12 protein-coding genes and 1 pseudogene are annotated in these 20,751 nt (G+C 68.3%); 4 read left to right on the top strand and 9 right to left on the bottom strand.

The window, feature by feature from the left end:
- Positions 1-5 precede the first annotated feature (5 nt).
- The gene (locus ACN469_RS13630; RefSeq protein WP_498767873.1) at positions 6-3,770 is read left to right on the top strand and encodes an FG-GAP-like repeat-containing protein; all 3,765 of its coding nucleotides are present in this window, start codon (positions 6-8) and stop codon (positions 3,768-3,770) included.
- 131 nt (positions 3,771-3,901) lie between these two features.
- On the opposite strand, the gene ACN469_RS13625 is transcribed toward ACN469_RS13630, so the two are convergent.
- Both ACN469_RS13625 and ACN469_RS13620 read right to left on the bottom strand, forming a co-directional pair.
- Complete coding sequence (locus ACN469_RS13625; RefSeq protein WP_498767871.1) at positions 3,902-4,420, bottom strand: tetratricopeptide repeat protein; 519 nt, start codon at positions 4,418-4,420, stop codon at positions 3,902-3,904.
- A 22-nt stretch (positions 4,421-4,442) separates the two neighbouring features.
- On the bottom strand, positions 4,443-5,522 hold the full coding sequence (locus ACN469_RS13620; RefSeq protein ID WP_498767869.1) for a DUF1521 domain-containing protein: 1,080 nt from the start codon (positions 5,520-5,522) through the stop codon (positions 4,443-4,445).
- A gap of 487 nt (positions 5,523-6,009) precedes the next feature.
- Here ACN469_RS13620 and ACN469_RS13615 point away from each other — a divergent pair, with 487 nt between their 5' ends.
- Both ACN469_RS13615 and ACN469_RS13610 read left to right on the top strand, forming a co-directional pair.
- A complete protein-coding gene (locus ACN469_RS13615) occupies positions 6,010-6,981 on the top strand; it encodes an NAD(P)-dependent alcohol dehydrogenase (RefSeq protein WP_498767867.1) in 972 nt (323 codons plus the stop codon).
- Between the two features lie 183 nt (positions 6,982-7,164).
- Positions 7,165-7,923: a DUF6209 family protein gene (locus ACN469_RS13610; RefSeq protein WP_498767865.1), complete on the top strand. Its 759-nt coding sequence runs from the start codon at positions 7,165-7,167 to the stop codon at positions 7,921-7,923.
- Between the two features lie 217 nt (positions 7,924-8,140).
- Here ACN469_RS13610 and ACN469_RS13605 read toward each other — a convergent pair whose 3' ends face one another.
- Both ACN469_RS13605 and ACN469_RS13600 read right to left on the bottom strand, forming a co-directional pair.
- The gene (locus tag ACN469_RS13605) at positions 8,141-9,520 is read right to left on the bottom strand and encodes a M57 family metalloprotease (RefSeq protein ID WP_498767863.1); all 1,380 of its coding nucleotides are present in this window, start codon (positions 9,518-9,520) and stop codon (positions 8,141-8,143) included.
- 408 nt (positions 9,521-9,928) lie between these two features.
- Positions 9,929-10,459 (bottom strand): hypothetical protein, encoded by a 531-nt coding sequence (locus ACN469_RS13600; protein WP_498767861.1) that lies wholly within the window; start codon positions 10,457-10,459, stop codon positions 9,929-9,931.
- A gap of 462 nt (positions 10,460-10,921) precedes the next feature.
- On the opposite strand from ACN469_RS13600, the pseudogene ACN469_RS13595 reads away from it, so the two are divergent.
- Positions 10,922-11,389, top strand: a pseudogene (locus ACN469_RS13595) (lectin OAA family protein); the annotation flags it as partial.
- A gap of 242 nt (positions 11,390-11,631) precedes the next feature.
- Here the strand turns inward: ACN469_RS13595 and ACN469_RS13590 are convergent.
- Genes ACN469_RS13590 through ACN469_RS13570 form a run of 5 tightly spaced genes read right to left on the bottom strand, consistent with a single transcriptional unit; the run spans position 11,632 to position 20,751 of the window.
- Positions 11,632-12,645, bottom strand: coding sequence for a phosphotransferase enzyme family protein (locus ACN469_RS13590; RefSeq protein ID WP_498767859.1), 1,014 nt, complete (start codon positions 12,643-12,645; stop codon positions 11,632-11,634).
- A gap of 8 nt (positions 12,646-12,653) precedes the next feature.
- A complete protein-coding gene (locus tag ACN469_RS13585; protein WP_498767857.1) occupies positions 12,654-14,402 on the bottom strand; it encodes a hypothetical protein in 1,749 nt (582 codons plus the stop codon).
- Between the two features lie 6 nt (positions 14,403-14,408).
- Positions 14,409-15,905 (bottom strand): TolC family protein, encoded by a 1,497-nt coding sequence (locus ACN469_RS13580; protein ID WP_498767856.1) that lies wholly within the window; start codon positions 15,903-15,905, stop codon positions 14,409-14,411.
- Positions 15,902-18,013: an ATP-binding cassette domain-containing protein gene (locus ACN469_RS13575; protein ID WP_498767854.1), complete on the bottom strand. Its 2,112-nt coding sequence runs from the start codon at positions 18,011-18,013 to the stop codon at positions 15,902-15,904. Before ACN469_RS13575 ends, ACN469_RS13580 begins: the two co-directional genes overlap by 4 nt.
- Positions 18,010-20,751 (bottom strand): ATP-binding cassette domain-containing protein, encoded by a 2,742-nt coding sequence (locus ACN469_RS13570; RefSeq protein WP_498767852.1) that lies wholly within the window; start codon positions 20,749-20,751, stop codon positions 18,010-18,012. Before ACN469_RS13570 ends, ACN469_RS13575 begins: the two co-directional genes overlap by 4 nt.

The raw sequence follows: 20,751 nt of genomic DNA, 5'->3' as shown, positions 1-20,751 counted from the left end.
GTCTCATGCGAACAGTCATCCTCCTCCTGACAGCGACGCTCGTCGGCTTCGGAGCCGTGAGTTGCGGAGGAAAGTCCTCCGACGACTCCGCGCCCCCCGACGACCGACTCCCATCGGATGCGGGACGTCCCGATGCGGGAGCCCCCGACGCGAGCGAGCCTGACTCGGGCAACCCCGCCGAGCCCGATGCCGGACAGCGGGACGCGAGCACTCCGGACGCGGGCCGTGGTGACGCGGTGACTCCCACGCTGACCGCGCCCGCGAGCGTGACGGCCACGCCGGGCATCCGGGAGATGACCGTCTCCTGGAGCTACACGCCGTCCACCACGGGCAGCGCGCTGTCCTCCTTCGAGGTCACCGGCTCGCCTTCGAGCATCAAGGTCAACGTCGGCTCCGCCGCCCGGACGGCGGTCATCACGGGCCTGGCGAATGGCACGCGTTACTACTTCACCGTCACCGCCATCTACGCTGACGGCACCCGAAAGGCCTCGAGCCTGTCAGCGGGCGTGTACACCTTCGATGTCCCGGGCACTCCGTCCTGGCACCGGTCGAAGGGCGGCAACCAGCAGGTGGAGCTGGAGTGGAGCCTGCCCTGGGACGGCGGGCAACCCATCCAGGGCTACACCCTCACCGTCGCGCCGGGCGGGCAGGTCATCCATACGACGCAGCGGTCCGCGCTCGTCACCGGCCTCACCAACGGGCAGAGCTACACGTTCACCCTGGTGGTCACCAACGCGGTGGGCACCTCCCGCCCCACCACCAGCTCCTCGATCCGGGTCGCCGCCGTTGCGAGCGCCCCCCAGAACCTCACGATGGAGCCGTTCATCGGCGCGGTGATGCTGAGGTGGACGGCGCCGACGAACAATGGCGGCGCGCCCGTCACCGGCTACATCATCACCACGCATCCGACGGGCGCGACCCAGTCGACGACCTCCTCGGCGACGAGCCACTACCTGTCGGGCCTCACCCATGGCGCCACGTACAGCTTCAGCGTGGCAGCGCAGAACTCGACGGGCGTGGGCGCCGCCGCCACCACCGCCTCCGTGACGCTTCCGGCCCCGCCGTCAGCGCCCATCCACCTCACCGGCGTCTACCACCAGGGGCAGCTCGAGCTGGACTGGCAGCCCCCCGTCAATGACGGAGGCCGGCCCGTGTCCAGCTACCGGCTGACGTCCACCCCCCCGGGCGTGGACCAGAGCTTCCCAGCGGTCCCCACGGTGGCCCGGCTCTCGGGACTGCCCGCCGACAGCACCTATACCTTCACGCTCACCGCGTATAACGGCGTGGGCACGAGCCCGCCCGTCACCTCCGCGCCCATCCTGATGCGCGCCCAGCCCCGGGCGCCCACCGACGTGCGCGTGCACTCCACGCTCGCGGGCGCCGTCGTGCGCTGGAACCCGGCCTCCGCGCCGGCCACGGACCCCGTCACCGAGTACATCGTCACCGCCACGCCCGGCGGTGGCTCCATCACCGTCCCCGCGAGCGCCCGGGTGGCGACGCTTCCCGGGCTGAGCTCCGGCACCACCTACCTGTTCCAGGTGAGGGCCCGTAACGGAGCGGGCGACGGCCGTCCTTCCGCGCCGGCGTATCACCGCCACGTCGTGCCCCTGGCCTGCGAGACGCCGTCCTTCACGCCCGTGTCCCAGTTCGCATACCGCACGGGAGCACAGTTCGTGGGGGCCGGGGACTTCAACGGGGACTCGCGGCAGGACGTCCTGGTGGGCAACCTGTTCGACATCACCGTGCTCGTCAGCGGCCCCGCTCGCGGCTTCACGCGGCTGGAGAACTCCGTCAGCGCCGGCAACAGCCTCAGCAGTGCGGCGCCCGTGGTGGCGGACTTCAACCGGGATGGGAAGCTGGACGTCGCGGCCGTCCTGGGGACCGACGGTGACGACACGACGGGCGGCTTCACCGTCTACCTCGGAAGGGGCACGGGCACGTTCCAGACGCCCCTGTCCACGCCCCTGGGCACCAACCTCACCAGCAGCTTCAACTGCCTCACCGCCCGGGACTTCGACTCCGACGGGGTCCTGGACCTGTTCGCCCATGTCCATCTGGGACGCACGCTGCTCTATCGCGGCAGGGGGGATGGCACCTTCTACACGCCCACCACCGTCATCTCCTCCAACACCTCGGACTGCCCCGTCGTGGCCGATTTCAACGGGGACGGGCGCATGGACTACGCCCGGCTCGACACCGCCAACAACCGCATCGTGCAGGTCAACGGCACGGGAACCGGCTCGTTCAGGGTCCCCGTGTATGCCCCGTGCACCAGTTGCTACGGCAGCCTGGTGGCGGGTGACTTCGACCACGATGGCGCCGTGGACGACCTGGCCCTCATCCACCCCGAGAAGGTCCGCACCTTCAGCCCCTCGGGTGGAACATTGGCCCAGGTGTCCGAGATGCCCTTCGCCCGTCCCTTCAGTGAAACCATCAAGTACCCCTTCCTGACCGATGTGAACGGCGATGGCCTCCAGGACGTGTTCTGGATGAACACTCCGGGAGGCGAGCTCAACGTCCTGCCGGGCAGCGCCGGACCCACGCCCTTCTCCAGGCCACGCAGCCTGGGTTACAGCGGCGACCACGATGCGCCCGCCGCGGGTGACTTCGATGGCGACGGACGCACGGACGTGGCGTTCCCCGGCCACATGTCCATCCAGCTGTTCTGGGGCTCGGACGCGCTGAGCGAGAGCCTCCCGCTCGACGGTGCCCCGGGCGGGCTCGCCAGCGGAGACTTCAACGCGGACGGCCTCGCCGACCTGGCCGCGGGCAGCTTCGAGAAGAACGCCATCCTCCTGTCGCTGTCGGGGAGCCCGGAGCGGAGCACCGCCGCGCTCTCGCCGGTGTTCGTGCCTCCGGCGGGCAAGAAGGTCACCGCCGGTGTGCAGGACCTGGTCTGCGTGGACCTGGACGGCGACGGCCGGGAGGACCTGTCCGCCATCACCACCTCGCTGACGCCCTCCACGGGCGTGCTGCCCCAGCTCGTCATCTACAAGCGTCTGCCGGGCGGAGGCTTCGGGCCCGCCGAGCGCCATGACGAGGACTGGAGCCAGGCCGAGCTCATCGCGGTGGACCTCAACGAGGATGGCCGCTTCGACCTGGTGACGACGGAGCACTCTACCGCCTCGAAAATCCAGCTCGGCGTGTGGCTCAACCTGGGCAGCGGGAAGTTCGCGCCCCGCGTCACCGCGGAGGTGACCGCCAACCACGAGGTACACACCCTCGTCCCCGCGGACCTGGACCGGGATGGACACATGGACCTGGCCCTGCTGCGTCCCGGCAATCCCAACCTCGACAAGGGGGAGGTCTACGTCATCTGGGGCAAGGGGGACGGCACCTTCTCCGGACAGACGTCCTTCACCGGTGAGTACACGCACCGCGCCATGGGCCGCGCGGACCTGGACGGACAGGGCAACGTCGGCCTGCTCATCGACCGGGGCGAGGTGGGACTGCTCACCTACGATGCGGCCCGTCAGCCCACGCTGACACCCAAGCACAGCCTGGGCATCCGCGCCGGCCTCGGCATCTACACCGCGGACTTCAACGCCGATGGCCACACGGACCTGTTCTCCTTCGAGGAGTTCTCGGGTCGCGTGGTGATGCAGACCGCCCCCAACACCTTCGCCCCGGGCCCCCAGCCCGGCTGGGGACTCACCGCCCGGGACGGGCTCATCGCGGACTGGAACGCGGACGGCCTGCCCGACCTCGCCTTCAGCAGCGTGAACGCCAAGGCGGCGACGATGGTGCTGAACGTCTGCCTGCCTCCCTAGCTACATCATCATGCTCACCATCCGAATGCGTCTTGCTCTTCTCGCAGTCCTATCCCTCATCACCCCTCGGTTGCGATGGCCGCAAATGCCGTCGCGGCGCTGGTCAAATAGGGAAGAGTGTTCCGCGTGGCTCAGCGCGGCGAGCCTTCGCCGTCCTCCGCCGCGTCCGCCATCGTGCCCAACAGCATCAGGGTGGCCCGGGCCCGCTGGATGCTCTCGCGCTCGGCCTGGGGATCGAGCCGCAGGGCGCCCTCGAGGTCCTGGAGTGCCTCGGCCACCTTGCCCTCGCGCAGGAACAGTTCACTGCGCCCGACCAGCGCATCCACGTTGGCGAGGTTGAACCGGAGCGCCGTCGTGTAGGCAGCCATCGCCTCCGGGAAGCGCTCGAGCTGGGCATAGGTAGCGGCCAGGTTGCAATGGAAGACGCTGTCCCACGGCGACGCGGCCACCAGGCCCTTGAAGATATCCAGCGCGGCCTGGAGCTTTCCATCCATCAGCAGGTGATGGGCGAGCGTCGCGAACTCATAAAGCCGCTGCGGGGAGAGTCCCAGGAACTGCCCGGGGGTGATGTTCCCGCGAATGAGCTCTTGCCCCAGTTCATGCTGGCTGGGGAGCAGGGTGTGATTGGAAGCCTGGGGATGCGCGTTCATGGTCTATGTCTCCTTGAGGCCATCACGCCGTGAAGGTGCCGCGGGACAGCTTGATGTCGCGGCGGAGCTCGTTCATCCGATTGAACACGTCCATCATCCGACCGATGTCCTCGAAGCCGGTGTGAAGTTGCTGGTGGCGGCGATCTCTCCAGGAGCCGTCTTGCCCGGGCGCCGTCAGGTCCTCCGTTCCGAACTGCCCCGGCGGCATCGCGCTCGCGGCCTGAGGGAGACCCGCGAACAGCCCCTCGAGTCGCTGGAAGAGCTGATTCATCTGCTGGGCGAAAGAGCTCGCCTGCGTGCCCGGCGCGGGCCGTCCCCGGGCGCCGCCCGCCGGCAGATCCCCACCGAGCTTGAAGGAATCCCCTCCGTTATTGCTGCCAATGACTTCCTTCCCCTGGAAGGACCAGTCGTCCGTCTCCTTGCCCATGACGAATACGTCCTTGCCGCCAAAGCTGTTGGCGTGCTGGAAGCCGTCCTGGGTCACCTTGCCGGTCTGCCCCTTCCCCTTGTCGATGTCGGAGATCTTGACGCGTTCATTGCCGGAGATGATTTCCAGGCCAGAGGTCACCGTCATGCCGTTGCCGAAGGGAGCGGTGCTGACATTGACGCGGGTGCCGTCGCCCAGCACGAAGGTGCTGTCGCGCTTGAAGTCCCAGGTGCCACCGTCGCCCTCCGCCACGTGCGGGTCACCCCAGACGCGCGTCGACTTGCCGTCGGGACCGGTAATCTTGAACCCGAACTGCTCGTTGGATTCGATCTTGTAGCCACCAGGCGTGGTGACCACGCCCTCCTTGTCAGCCTTCAGGCTCCCCTGCGGGTGGCACGCATCGCGCGGCCTCGGAGGGGTCGTGTGGCAGTGCCTCGGCTTCACCTCACAACCGTGATGCGTGGGCCTCTGCGGCGTCTGGAAACAATCGCCGCGCTGGCCCTTCGGGGCATGGGGGAGCTGCTGCTGGAAGGCGGCGGTGAGCGAGCGCACCATCTGGGCTTCGAGCCGATTCAGCGTGCGCAGGTTCGCCTGGGGATTGGAGCCAATCTTCGTGGAGGAGGTCCGGTCCGTGACAAAGCGGTTCAGGGTGGAAGGGGTGGCGCGCAGGCTCATGGTCTATCTCCGGGAGGAGCGGCTCCGATGGGAGCGGGTGATGCCTGTCCCCAGTGCGCGCGGCGTGCCACACATCCGCACCCGCCCGCACACGCCCACCCCATGAGCATTTCCAAGAGGTTGCGCGGAGCGGCGTGAGGGCGGGGCGTGGTGACAACAGTCATCACTGATGACTTGAGTCATCAGCCGCATGGGCGGCGACCTGGTGACACGAGTCACCACCGGTCCGGTGTCACCCGGCTTCCGGCCACGTGAGAGCGGGCCTGCGAAGGGTGCGTTGGAAAGAGTACGCATCGCCCCCGCCCCGGTTACAAGCCTCCGTGCAGTTCCGTCTCGCGGGGCAGCTTCCAGTCCGGGACCGCACGTTCGAGCTCGACGCGGATCCGCGCGGCATCGGACGAATCGACTGCGCGTGCTCGGGTACAGCGGTGTACGAAGCCCACCTGTTCCCGGGCCTCGTGCCCCCTGCCGCTGGAGCCATCCCTTGATGCGCGCCATCACCTTCTACGAGTACGGCTCACCCCAGGTCCTGAAGCACGAGGAGCGCCCCGTCCCCACGCCGGGCGCGGGCCAGGTCCTCGTGCGCGTGCGGGCCTGCGCGCTCAACGCGGCCGACTGGCACATCCTGCGCGCCGACCCCTTCCTCGCGAGGCTCGCGGTCGGACTCTTCAAGCCCAGGTACAACGTGCTCGGCTGCGACCTGGCCGGCGTGGTCGAGGCCACAGGTCCCGGCGTCACGCGCTTCAAGGCCGGAGATGAAGTGATGGGCGAGCTGGGCAGCAGCAACTGGGGCGCCTTCGCGGAGTACGTCTGCGCGCCCGAGCGCGTCCTCGCCTCGAAGCCCGCGAGCCTCGGCTTCGACGAGGCCGCCGCGGCGCCGCTGGCCGGAGTGACGGCGCTGCAGGGTCTGCGTCGCGAGGGTCGCCTCCAGGCGGGCGAGTCCGTGCTGGTGAATGGCGCCTCGGGAGGCGTGGGGACCTTCGCCGTGCAGCTCGCCAAGGCGCTGGGCGCGAAGGTGACGGCGGTGTGCAGCGCCCGCAACCAGGAGCTGGTCCGCTCACTTGGAGCCGACGAGGTCATCGACTACGCGAAGGAGGACTTCACGCGCAACGGCCAGCGCTACGACGTCATCCTCGCGGCCAACGGCTACCACCCGCTGAGCGCCTACAAGCGCGCGCTCGCGCCCGGCGGCCGCTACGTGATGACGGGCGGGGCGGGAAAGCAGATGGCGGCGGCGCTTCTGCTCGGGCCGGTGCGCTCGCTCGGTAGCAGCAAGCGCATGGGCTACCTGACAATGAAGAGCAACCTGGAGGACCTGGAGGACCTGCGCGACCGCCTCGCCGACGGCTCCGTGCGCTCCGTCATCGACCGCACCTACCCGTTCGAGGAGCTGCCCCAGGCGCTCGCGTACCTCGAGGAGGGACACGCCCGCGGCAAGGTCGCCATCCACGTGTCCTGAGGGGGTCCCTGCCCTCCGAGGTGTTCCAGCTCGCGCCGGACGACTTCTTCCCTGTCGCAGGGGAGAGGCGTCGCGAGGCGCCAAGGCTTTCAAAACGCGGAAGTCCCGCGCCAAGCCATTGACCTGATGTGTGGGAGCGGGATAGCGCCGACCGGTCCCTCTTCCGCTCGAAAGGAGCGCATCTTGGTCCGTCGACTTCTTCCCTCCTTCCTACCGCTGCTGCTGGTGGCCTCCACGGCCGCGGCGCAGACCACCCCCGTCTCCATCACCTTCGATGGCGCTTGGAACGAGACGCCGTCGGTGGAGCTGGTTCCCGTGGGCGGCCAGGTGGTCGTCAACTACGACACCAGCCGACTGCCGCAGTGCCGGGGCACCACCTCCTCGGGCGCCCCGACCTGGACCATCACCGGCCACGTCCAGGTGAACCGCGGCCCGGTGGTGAGCTTCTGGGTCGCCGGCCACGAACCCAATAACAACCCCACCCAGCGCACCCTGCATCTCCCCGCGAATTTGAGCGGCGCCCTGGTGCTGTGGTTCGACATCACCAGCCCGGGCTGCCAGGCCTGGGACTCCAACAATGGCAGCAACTACCACTTCCCCATCGGCGCGCCGACCCTCTCCTTCACCGCGAACTGGGCCGAGCCCGTGGCGGGCACGCTGCGCGCCGGCGAGCCGTTCATCATCAACTATGACGTGGACCGCCTGCCCGAGTGCCGCGCGACCTACAATGGCCCGGCCTGGGCGATTGTCGCGCAGTACCGCTTCGACAACGGCCCCATCCAGGAGACGGCCGTCACCGGCTCTGGCCTGTCCGTGCCGACGGCCATCACCGCTCCGGCTGGCGCCCGCAACCTGGAGCTGTGGTTCCGCAACACGGACCGCAGCTCCTGTGTGCGCTACGACAGCAACTACGGCGCCAACTACCACTTCGCGGTGGATTGAGCCGCGCCGGCTGACGACACGGCCTGCCTCCGCGTCTCGGCCGTTCACGCGTCCCCGGCACAGGGGCCGAGCCATCCTCTGAGATGGCTCAGCCCCCGCGCCACTGCGCGGCGGGTGTTGCCCCGCCACGCCGGCTTCGCGATGCCGATGGTGACCCCGGTCATCCCCTGCATCCGCCCTCCCCCAGCAGGGCCCCCTTCCCTCTGATGCGCCGCGATTACGGGCTGAGGGAGATGCTCCCCGGCCAGGAACCGTACGCGTACGAGGTGACGCCGTTGCGGCTGGTGCCCGCGTAGCCGCCCTGGCCCGGCTGGATGGTGACGGTCACCTGTCCACCGGTGGAGGCAATCACGCCCGCGTGCACGGACGCCGTGCAGACATCCGAGTCATCCGTGTAGAGGTCCGTCCCCCAGACCGACGCTCCGAGGCTCGCCGTCGGGCAGTTGCACCGGAATTGCGTCCCGTTCTGCCCACGATAGGACATGAAGTTGAAGCTGGAGCAGCTCGGCGGCGGCTGCGGAGTCTGAGCACCGATGAGGCGGAAGCTCCCCGCCCAGGCGCCGTAGGAGTTCGTGGTGACGCCGTTGCGGGTGGTTCCCACGTAGGTGCTCTGGCCCGGCTGGATTTCGACGACCACCGTCCCACCGCTGGTGGTCATGACACCCGCGTGCACCGCGGCGGTGCAGATATTCGAGTCATCGGTGTAGAGATTCGTTCCCCAGACAGGGCCTGAGCCCCCTGAGGAGCAGCTGCAGCGACCCTGGGCCCCCGTCTGCCCTCGGAAGACCGTGAGGTCGACGTCCAAGCAGTTCGGGACCTCGCTCGGGCCATAGAGGGACTTCAGCGCGGCGATGTCGCCGCTGGTGAACTCGCCGGTACTGCCGAGGTTGGGGCAGGCGTTCATGACGGACCCGTTCAGGAAGGCGGTGGTCGGCGCCCCCGGGATCTCGATGGCGCCCACGCCCATATCGCCCTCGTTGAAGCCGTTCCCGCAGCTGATGGAGTTGTCGTAGTAGTCCGTGTGGCGCAACCCGATGGCGTGGCCAACCTCGTGGGTGATGGTGTGCTCGCTGATGTCGAGCTCGTAGTTGTTCAGCAAGACGGTCATGTAGACAGTCCCAGAGGGCAGACCGTACTCAGGGAAGAATGTCCAGCTGTGGTCCTCGGTGGTGGTCACCATGTCGATGTTCGCGGAGCACCCGGTGGTCGGGCCGCGCGCGAAGGTGAATCGCAGACCCAGCGCGTTGTAGTTGTCGATGGCCATGTCGAGCCCCTGGCTCAACTTGGGATAGGTGTTGAACGAGGGCGATGGGTTGAGGCAGATCTTCGTCACCGCGGGGCCGACGAGGTTGGTCGTGCTGTAATGCTCGGCGCTCCCCGGGGGGGCCTGAAGCATCTCTCGGGAGGCCTGGAGCGTCACACGCGTGTCGCCGCCCACGAAGACAGCCTCGTTGATGACCCGGATGTCCTTGGCCGGATAACCGGCCTCGATGAGGTTGGAGATGATCTCCTCGTTCTCCATCCGCGGATCCATACCGCCGCAACCGACCAGCAATGCGACACCGGTCACCACGAGGACTGCTGCCTGCTTGAACATGGATGCTCGTCTCTTTGACTGAGGGGGGATGCGCCGCCCGGCGAGGGCTTCCCGCCAGGGCCGCGCGCCATGTTTCATAGCGCGCCCCCACCCCAAACCCTCAGCGACAACCCTGGATGATTAATCTGTCTCAAATCTCGGGATTCGAGACACCCATGGGAGGTCGGAACGCGGCGACGTGACGCTCCACCCACGCGGAGAACGGACTTGCCGGACGCCCGAGCACCTGCCGGGGCCACGACGGGGAGCGCCACGTCGGCGAAAGGCGCGGCGATGGCGCGCTCGGCGCGCACCGAGGGCACCCAGGGGGTGTCGCGGCTCAAGAGGCGCCAACAGTCCCAGGCTCTTGCCACGCACCCGATGGGAGCGCGGCCTGTCCATCGAACCGGCTCACGCCCAGGGCGACTCTCAGTCCACGCGGCGGCCGGTGAAGCTCACCCACTGAGTGCATGTGACATTCTTGAAGTCCCCATCCAGTGCGGTGATCCGGAGGTCGACGAAGCCCTCGATGCGGTCCGCTTCGAGCGAATCCCCCTCAATGAAGAAGCGCTGCACCGTGGTCCCGCTGCCGGTGTCATCGTAGATATCTGTATCGAGGTCCACGAACTGGTAAGGGCCTCTCTCAGACGAGGTGCCATTGACGACGAAAGGCGCATCGAACGGCACACCCGTGTCCTCATGGAGCTGGGCTCGGAAGAAGCCAGGGACCTCGATGCGAGTGTCCGAGCGCTCTCCCGCGGTGATGGTCCATCGTTGCCGCGAAGAGACGTCCCAGGCGCGGCCGAAGCCCTCCCTGCCGTTGTCGCAGACATAGGGCACGGCGCTCAGCTCGGCCTCGTTCATCTCGATGTCGTACACACTCTTCTCAAAGCCACACCCCGTCGACAGCCCCACCAGGGCGCCGATGGCTCCGAGTCCCGCGAACCTTGCCTTCATCATCCGATGTCTCCTCAATCCAGAGCTCTGCCCGCCAGAAGGCCCCAAACCACCCATGAGACCTTCTCCCCAGGGCGGGCTTCAAGAGGACTCTTGAATACCCATCACCCGACAAGCATCCCCCTCCGACGAGGAGTCCCACGGATGGCGTTCTCGTGGTGTGGCCCTCGTCTGTCGAGCATGGCCTTCGCCAGCCCCCGTGCGGTGGGCACCCCATCGCCGGTCAGGTGGCCAGCGCAGGGTGCCAGCCGTCACCAGGGTCTGCCCGGCTCGGAACCCGACCCATCCTGGCGACGGCGCGTGCCACGACGATGCCACATTCCACCCAAATGCCCGTGACCGGAGGGCTAGATACAATCACATACCGATTAACCACACATCGACACTCGACGACTTTCGCATCAATCTCTAATGCTGCCCCGACTTACTCTCCTCGGACCCCAGGGCAGTCCAGTCGCCCCAGCCGGACTGACATTGTACTGCGGACCACCCTTGGGCATCCGACCCACAAACAAAGGAAGGCCAGGCATGTCTAACTACAAGGTCCAGAATCAATGGGGTGGCTCGTCGGCCCCTTGGAACCCGGGTGGCAACTGGGTGATTGGCGGCCGCGAGAAGCAGAACGTCATCGCGATGAAGGTCACCTCCAACGATGGCGGCCAGACTCTGACGGGAAGCATGACCTACAGTGGTGGCGAGGGACCCATCGGCTTCCGCGCCACCCTCACCAGCCCGAACAACTACGTGGTGGAGAACCAGTGGGGTGGGCCGACCGCGCCCTGGAATCCAGGCGGCACCTTCGTCCTCGGCTCCCGGCAGGGACAGAACGTCATCGACCTCGACCTGACCTCCGGCAACAGCGGGGAGTCGCTGACAGGGACCATGACGTACAACGGTGAGGGCCCCATCGGCTTCCGCGGAAACATGGGCTGACGCCGCTCGCGCTGACGCATCCCGGCGGGCCCAGGTCCAGGGCCCGCCGCCTCCCGGGTGACGCAGCTCCGGAGGGAACCGAGACGGTGTCGATGCCGGAGCCCTCGGTGGAGTGGACCCCAGAGGCAGCTCCACTTAGCGCAGTACCGCTTCGACAACGGCCCCGCCCAGGAGACGGCCGTCACCGGCTCCGGCTGGCGCCCGCAACCTGGAGCTGTGGTTGCGCAGCGCCCCCTTCCCTCCTATGCGCCGCTGAAATCAATCTGCAGGACGGGTGTGCCCGCTTCGATGTCGCGCCGGAACCGTCCCCACCGGTCGAGCGTGCTCTCGTCGAGCACGGCCGGGTCGCGATACTGGTGGAACAGCGCGTAATTCATCGAGCGCTGGAGCGCGAGCAGGTCCGGCACGGCCGCGAGCCACTCGGGCTCCATCCGTCGGAGCTCTCGATACCCTTCGAGGAACGGCCCCAGGAACGCAGCGGCCGCTTCGTCGCGCGCCTCTCGAGCCTCGCCTCGCGCGATGTAGAAGAGGAGGACCGCGATGTCCTTGACGAACCACGCGTACTCGCTGTTGTCGAAGTCGAATGCGGTGATCTTCCCTTCGGCGAAGCAGAAGTTGTGCATGTGGAGATCGGCGTGGATCAACCCGTAGCTCTCCGGTGTTCGCGGTAGCCGGTTCAATCGCGCGATGATCGCCGCAGTGCGCTCGCGCACGAGCTTCTCCTCGGGGGGCGCGAACCGGTCGATGTCGACCACGTCGTACTCATGCCATTCCTGGCGCTTGAGCCTGGGGCTCGAAGGCGCGTAGGTCTCGGCGCGGTTGTGGAGCCGCGCGAACAGCCGGCCCATGTCGCGGAACAGGGGCGGCTTCCAGTAGCGCTCCTTCAGCGGAGGCGCGTCGTCGAAGACGATGCCCGGCGCGCGCTCGAACGCGGTGACGACGAAGTAGCTGCCGGGCTCGCGGTCTTCGATCCGCTCCACGAACTGCCCCGAATCGGAGAGGATCGGCGAAGCGACTGGAATGCGCGCGGCGGCCAGATAGCGAACGAACTCGACCTCCCCCAGCGTGTAGTCGATCGTTCGCCGCGTACTGTGCGAGATGCGCAAGATAAGGCTTTCGCCGTCGTCGTTCTGCGCCTCGTAGACGAAGTTCTCGAAGGCCTGGAGCTCGGTGAGCTGCTCGGGCGACAGGCCATACCGGCGCGCGGCCTCATCGCGAATCGGTTCGTGGAAGCGGCGGACAAGCTCTGGATGCATCGAACCCTCTAGTCCTTCAACGTGAGGCTGCTCCCACCGTAGCCCAGCACGGTCGAGGCAGAGTCGCTGGTCACCGAGAGGCCCAGGCCGCGCGCGAGGGTCTCCGCCAACGGGGGGCCATTGCGCGGCCGCGTGAACACAGCCAGGTCCATTCCGGTCAGGGGGTGATCCGGGCGCCGGAGCCGCTGGTTCAGCATCGCTTGCTCGCGCTCGACGACGCGCAGGCACCGGCGCTCCAGGGCGAACGCGCTGGCGGCGACGTCAGCGAGCTCGCCGCGGAGGGGCTCCGCCACGACCGCGTCTGTCGGCAGCCCGTGCGCGAAGAGCTCGGCCAGTCGCCGCCGGCTCGTGTCCTGCTCGGCGGGATCCAGCTTCGCCAGCTCGTCCAGCGAGGTGCCCTGTGGCGTGCCGGGGAACGCCTCGCCGATGCGCGCGAACAACCAGCGGCTGAGCTTGAGCTCGCGCTGGTAGGTCTCCGCGAGCGGGAAATCGTCGCGGAGCAACGGGTAGTGCGCGACATCGATGGGCGCCTCCACGAACTCTTGCAGCGCGGTGCGCGGGAGGTGTCCGGCGAACGCCGCCCGGAGCCGTTCGTGGAGCAGCCCCTGGGTCGCGCCGAGGAAGCGGACCACCGCTTCGACGCGCTGCCCAAGCAGGCCGTAATCGAGCGCGGCGTCGAGATCGCCAAGGCGCGCCGCGATGTCGGGCTGGGCCTCAATCGATGCCGGGGCCGCGCCAGTCAACACCTGCAGATATTCGTTGATCAACACCGGCGGCCCGGCGCACACGCCGTGCGGACCATTGAAGACCGCGTGACGCTCGGCATAGTCCACGATCATCTGCGCGGTGACGGGCTGCTCGGGGGCGTCGCGCACCAGGTCGTTGGTGACCAGGCGAACTCCGTCGATCAGCCGGAACATGGCCGCGAGCCCGTTGTCGAGCTCTCCGTTCGGCACCGGCTGGGTGCCCCGCACCATCACGTACCCGACCGACGCGAGCGTGCAGACGACCATCACGTGGAGCTCGCCCGCGGTGAGCACGCCCGGGGTCCGGGGCGGCGTGCGCGCGAAGAAGGCCTTGCGGAACTGCTCCGTCAGCGAGAGCAGGTCCGGCCACTGACGCGCCATGCCCTTCATCGCGGTCACGTTCATCGGGAGTTCGTTCTGGTACCGGCTCCCCGCGTAGTGGCATTGCTTGCGCACGGTGGGGAGGTCCAGGAACAAGGTGCGCGGTCCGACGTTGTTCTCGCCCACTTGCCGGCCGTCACCGTCGAGCGCCGGATGCGCCACGCGGTAGACCGGAACGACGACCTCGAGGTTCGAGAGCTCGAACGCCCGTCCGAACGCCTGTTCGGTCAGCACGGGGCAACGATTGTCGTGGGCGCTGAACGTGCGCGGCTCACGCCCGGCTGGCACCTCACCCAACCGCTCAGGGTAGGACACCGTGGTGCGGCCCGTGGGCGCATCCGAGACCCGCCTCAACACCCGCTGTTCGATCAATGCCTCGAGCAGCTCCCGGATCTTGTCCCAGGAATGGGGCGCGCCGTCCGACCACGCCATGGCGTCGGAGGCTTGAAATTGCTCGACCTGGATCAGCTTCTCGCCCAAGGGCGCGATGTCCGGCTCGTCGAAGATGAGCTCCACCTCGCCATAGAAGAGGTGCAGGATCTGCTGGCCATTCCCCGCGTCGATCCGGTCGTGCGTGAGCCGCTTTCGATTGGGAATGTAGAGCATCTCATCCGCTTGCAGCTGTGCCATGGCTTTTCACTCCCGATTCAGTGTGACGTCGCGCGACCAGGTGCCGCCGAGCGAACGATAGACCGCGACGCGATGGTTGAGCAGCAGCCGTTGCGCTTGCAGACTCGCGCGCTCGAGCCCGACCAGATTCGTCAGGGCGGAGAGCACCGTCAGATAGTCCGAGAGCCCCTGCTCGAAGAGCCGCCTCGCCTCGTCCAGGAGCCGCTGCCCGAGCTGGACCTGCGCGCGCAGGGCGCGCAGGTTCGTCGCCCCGGTCTCCTCCTGGACCACGGCATCCTGCACCCGTCCGATCGCGGTGTTCAGCGCGAGCTGGTATTGGACGTGGCGACGGTGGAGCTGGATCGGCAGGCGCATGTGCTCGGTGAATCGCCTTCCATCGAAAAAGGCCCAGGTCAGGTTCACGCCGACGACGGACTGGTGGAGGACCGGCTCCGAGAGGCCGACCTTCGCGGCGCCCACGCTGCCCACCAGTTCGATTGTCGGAAGCCAGCTCGCCCGGTTCGCGTTGATGCGGTGCTCGACCTCGGCGACGCGCAGCTCCTGGAGCCGCATCTCCGGCGAGTTCGCGTTCAGGTCTCCTGGCGTTCCGAGTCTGGGCGGAGGCGGGAGATCGGGGAGCTGTCGCTCGAGGGGGACGATGTCGTCCGCGGGATTGGGGACCCGGCCCAGCAGCGCCTTCAGCTCCGAATTCAAGAGCGCGCTCCGGGCGGAGATCAGCGGCACCTGCGCTTCGAGGTTCAGCAGCAACTGCTCCTGCTGCAGCACCGCGAGCCGGGGCGTGAGGTGCTGCTCGAACCGCGCTTGAATCAGCCGCAGCAGCTCCTTGTTGTAGTCGATCTGCCGCAGCGTGAGGTCCCGGAGCGCGCGGGCCTCGAGGATGTCGAACCAGACCTGGGTGATCCGCTGCGCGAGGTCCTGGACGCGGGCCTCGGTGAGCTGCCGCTGCTGCTCGGCGAAGTTCATTCCCGCGCTCCGCTGCGCGGCGAGGTTTCCGAACAGGTCGACCTGGTAGGTCACGCCGACATCGGCGGTGGCGATGCTGTACCTGGCCTGGGTTGCCGGCGCGGGCGGAACGATGGCGACCACATGACTCAGCCCCGCCGGGTTGAGGATGCCGACCTGGAGCGGGTACCACCAACCTTGCGGCACGTTGGGGTCGAGCTGGTTCTCGTAGATCAGATCCCGCACGTCGTGCAGGACCAGGCTGTTGGCGAAGCACTCCTGGATGGCCGTGTCGAGCGCCGGATCGGCGAACGCCGACCACCAGACCTCGTCCTGGGTGACGTGCTCGGCGGGCCGCGAGGGTGCGCCCTCCTCCTTCGGCGGCCGAGGGCTTGGAGCCCCACCCTCGGGTGCGCTGGACGGTGGAGGCGGCTCGGTGCTCGGCTCGACGGAGGTCGAGTAGCTGCTTGGCGCCTGAGGCGGTGTGACGACGACGGGACGGACCAGCCCACAACCGGAGCAGGTCGTCGCGAGGAGTGCGAGCGTGAGTCGAAGGCTCATGGGTGACTGACGACCACGAGGGCTTTCGCGTGGTTGAGGACGCAGCGCTGCGCGACCCGCATGGTCTCGGGATCGAGGGAGGCGAAGCTCTCGTCGAGGATGACCAGCTCGACCCCCTGCAGCAGCGTGCGCGCGATGTAGAGCCGGCTCTTCTCGCCGTGCGAGAGTTGCCAGCCGGTCTCGCCGATCATCTCCTCGAGGCCGGCGGGCATCTTGGCGACCAGCTCGTCCAGCCCGAGTTCCTTGCACAGCGCGGCGGCCTTGGTCCGCAGCTCGGGCGAGGTCGGCCACTCGCGCCCGAGCAGGAGATTGTACGCGAAGCTGCCGGACAGGACGTGGTTCTCGTGGAACTGCGGCGCGGCGGTGATGCGCTTGCGCCAGCCCGAGGAGCCGAACGTCGCGCGGTCCAACGCGTGCAGCAGCATCACCCCGCCCTGCGGCTTCCTCATGCCCGTGAGCAGCGACACCAGCGTCGACTTGCCACCGCCCGAGGGGCCCTCCAGCAGGATGCGGTCGCCCTGCGCGATCTGGAACGAGCAGTTCTCCAGCACCGGCCGGGTGCGCGCGTCGTGCCGGAAGGTCACGCCCCGCGCCTCGATGAGGGCTCCGCCTGCGGCGTCGGTGGGCTTGCCTCCCTCCATTTCGAGAGGGACTTTCGATTCGAGCTCGGGGCGGCCCACCGCGAGCAACAAGTCGCGGATCTGCTCGAACGACACCGCCGCCTGGGAGACCTGCTGGAAGTAGACGGCGACCTCGTCGAAGGCTCGCAGCGCGAGCAGGACGCCGCCCACGGACACCGCCAGCGCGCTGGCATTGGCCGTACCGCTGCTGAACGCCGGCAGCAAGGTCAGCAGGGCGAGCACCAACCAGCCGTCGCGCAGGAGCGCGGTCAACTGCATGGTCCGGCGATCCATGACCTTCGAAGTCTCGGAGTAGGAGCTCAAGCGGACGTCTTCGCCATCATGCCAGCGCTCCAGGGGGAGCTGTGCCAGCCGCGTTCGATGGCCGAGCATGCGCTCGAGCAGGTCGTGGGTGATTTCGACGCGCGCGCTCGACCACTCCCGCTGGACGCCGTAGTGACGGCGCGCGAGGACGAACGCGAACACGACCCACAGGGTCAGCACCATCGCCTGGAGCCACCCTCCCGCCCCGAGCACGAGGATGAAGCCCGCCAGAATCAAGTCGACGAGCGACAACACCGCGAGCAGGGCGCCGCCGACCGCGAGCTGCTCGACGACCTCCGCCTCGGCGACGCGGCCGAAATGGCGGCCGATGCCGTCGAGCCGCACCTCGTCGGGGGTCAGCTTGAGCGTTCCCGCGAGGAGCTGCTGCTTCAGCAGCGTTCCGAGCCGGATGGAGAACACGCCCTGCCACCACACCTCCAGCATGCGCAGCGGAATCGCGCACGCAATCACGGCGATCCACCCCAGGAACCAGCCGGTCTCCAGGTGGGCCTGGAGCGCGGCGCGACCGAGCAACCAGAACGAGCCCGCGAGCACCAGCGAGAGGAGCGTGTGGCTCACGAGGATGCTGGCGGCGAGCGACGGGATGTCGCCGAGCAGCGTCCGCCGGCTCGCGGTGCGCCGGGGGCGCATGATCCAACCGGTGCGCAGCTGCGCCTGGCCGAGCCGCTGCAACAGCATCTTCGAGCGGGCGTGCTCGCGCGCACGAGGCGACATCTCCACGCCGTTGAGCAACTGGTCCACCTCGGCGACGGTGGCCTCCTGCTCTTCGCGCAGGAGCGCGAGCGCGCTCTTCGTCGGGACCGAAACCGCCGTGCCGTCGCGCGCGAGCAGGCGCAGCTTCCCGCGCCGCGTCCCCAGCAGCACCAGATAGGACGGGACGCCGTCCCGCCGGACCTGGAGGATGCAGGGCGCGGCGCGGTCGAGGACGTCGGGCAGCTCGTGGTAGAGCGGCGTGATCGGCTCCAGCTCCACGCCGAGTCGATCTCCGAGCGCGAACATCCAGACCCGGCTCGGCTCGACGGCCGCCGCGGGCGGAGCGATTTCACCCGCGGCCCTGCCATAGCCTTGCCTCTGCGCCAGTTGCTCCAGCGCGTCGGGCAGTCGCTCGACCGGCCACAACAGGTCGGAGTGCGAGCGCGTCATCCCACCAGCTCCAACCCGCCTGCGGCGGGCTTCGCGACGGGCTCCGCGACTGGCGTGTCCACCGGCACCGGCGCCGGCTTCTCCACCAACTGGCCGCCCGAAAGCCACCACTGACGCCAGTGCCCACCACCCCAGAGCAGCGTGCGATTCTCCTGGTCGGCGCGAAGGAGCACGGCGTACCGCGACTCCTTGTTCGCGAGCAACTCCTTCGGCGGCCCGTTCTCGAGGATCCGACCGTTCTCGACCACGAGCACGCGATCGAACTCCTGGGTGTGCTCGACGTCGTGGGTGACACAGAGGAGCGTGACGTCTGCCCAGAGGCGCCGGGACTCGGCGAGGAGCCGCGCGCGCCGGTCGCGATCAAGACCGCGAAAGGGCTCGTCGAGGATGGCCAGGCGCACGCCGGAGCGAAGCATCGCGCGCGCCAGGCGCACGCGCTGCCCCTGGCCGCCCGAGACCAGCCCTCCGCCTTCGCCCAACGACGTCTGCAGCCCGTCTGGAAGCGCCTCGAGGATGTCGAGCATCTCGGCGCCCTTGAGCGCCCCCGACAGTGCCCAGCCGTGCGCGCCGTCGTTGCCATACCGGAGGTTGTCGATGAGGCTCTGGTTCCAGAGACTGATCGCCGGATCCACCCAGGCCGTGGTGCGCCGCAGCCGCTCGACAGCGGTCTGATCGAGCACCTGCCCGTCGATCTTGATCTCACCGCGCGCCGGCCGGAGCCAGCCGAGCAGAAGGCCGACCAGCGTCGACTTGCCCGCTCCGGAGACACCGACCACGGCCACGTGCTCGCCGGGGGCGATTTTCAAGGAGACCTTGTCGAGGATGGTGTGACCGCCGCCTTTCACGCGGACCTTCTCCATCACGATGGAAACGCCGCTCGCGGCGGGCGCGGGCGCGACAGGCTCCTGCACTGGCGCCTCGGGCCGGGCCCGTGGATCCTTGATGTCGCCGATGACGTCGAGGAGCCGGCGAACCCGGTTCATCGCATTCGGGAACGCGCGGCTCAGCACCATCAACCGCTGGCCGAGGATGGGGAACCTCAGCGCCCAATAGACGACCAACAACACCAGCGAGGCCCGCTCCGTGCCCATGAGGTAAGAATAGACGAGCAGCATGACAAGGCCGTAACTCAGCAGCATCAGCGCGCCTTCGAACCCGACCGACAGCGTCTGGACCCAATAGCGCGCCTTGGTCCAACTGACGAGCAAGGTCTCCTGCGCGCGGCGCAGCGACCGCTCGGCTCCGTGGATCCGGATCGGCGTGAGCCCGACGAGCGCGTTCAGGGTGAAGCCGCTGAGCGCGCCTGAGTGCATCTGCACGCGCAGGTCGGGCTCGAAGAGCAGCTTCTGCGCGACCAGGGGCACGAGCAGCGTGACCGCCGCGAGCGCGAGCACGAGGTGCCATGCGTACGGTGCGGCCCAGATGAGCGCGGCGGTGATGCTCGCGACCTCGAGCGACAGGATGGCCGCCTGCGCGAGCAAGGCCGGCAGCGACCGCATCGCCTGGATGTTGTGCGTGCGAGACGCCATGTCGGAGGCGAGCCGGCTCTGGAAATAGCGGTCCTCCATCTCAGGGAGCTTCTCGAAATACGCCTTCCGCAGCCGCACCTCGAGCCGGCGGCCGATGCCGAGCAATCCCAAGGAGATGGGGATCTGGATGAGCATGAAGCAGAGCGCGACGCCCGCGAGAATGGCCATGCCCGTCGCGCGCTGCGCGAACGTGCCGAGGTCGCGCCCCAGGTCGAGCACGCCACGGAGCATCAGCGCTTGCAGGAGCCGCCCGAAGGTGGCGAACACCAGTCCCACCGCAATCAGGCCCGGAACGACCCACGAATCCTCGCCTCGCAGGCGGAGCAGCGTTCGCGCCGGGCTCACCTGCTTTGCGACGAGCTCCGTCGCCAGGTCGCTCGCGAGCACGGCTCTCGGCGCGTCTTCGCCCGTGCGCGAAGCCTCGCGCCAACCGCGAACCCGCATCAGCACCGCGCCGGTCATCGACACCTCGCCCTCCACCTCGGGGTTGGGGCGAACGGACCAATAGGCCGCGGGAATGGGCACTTCGCCGGAAGCGTCCTTCGCCATCATGGATTGCAGCAGACCCGCCGCCGTCCGGCCGCGGCGGATGGCGCCCGCGCGGATCATCGCTTCGGACGCCCGGCACGCGGCGTCGAGCCTGGCGATCGACAGATAACCGGAGTCCTCGAGCGCCCGGGCCACCAGCGCCCGCGCCTGCGTCTCACCCAGGTTCAGCAGGCGGCGCTCGAACGTCGCGGCCGCCTCCTCGGACCCGGCCCATTCGCGCCAGCCGGCCGCCGGAACGGACGTGGTGTGCTGGTACAGGTGGCTCAGCAGCGTCGAAATCCGGGTCCAGTGGCGGCCCGCCGCCGGGTCCATGACCTGGATGAACGGGCCGACGCGATTCCACAGCACCACGAAGTGCGGACGTCCTCCCGCGCTGAGCGTGACGATGATGGCGGGGAGCGCCTTGGCTTCGGGGACCACCACGTGGTCGAGCGGAAGCATCACCTGCTCGGAGTCGAGCCCGAGCTGGTTGGCGACTTCATCCAGGGTGACGATGGAGGTGCCGTCGACGTCCGTCTGACACACTTCGCGAAGGACGCGATAGTTGAGCTCGGCGCCCATTCCCGCGAACAGGCTCTTGAGTGAAGCGGGACCGCAATCCGTCGCCGAGATCTGGATCACCTCGGGAATGATTGAGTACCGGCGCCTGGGGGGAGTCAT

The organism is Corallococcus terminator (assembly GCF_049194865.1).
GTDB lineage: Bacteria > Myxococcota > Myxococcia > Myxococcales > Myxococcaceae > Myxococcus > Myxococcus terminator_A.
This window is presented reverse-complemented; position numbering and strand designations above follow the sequence as displayed.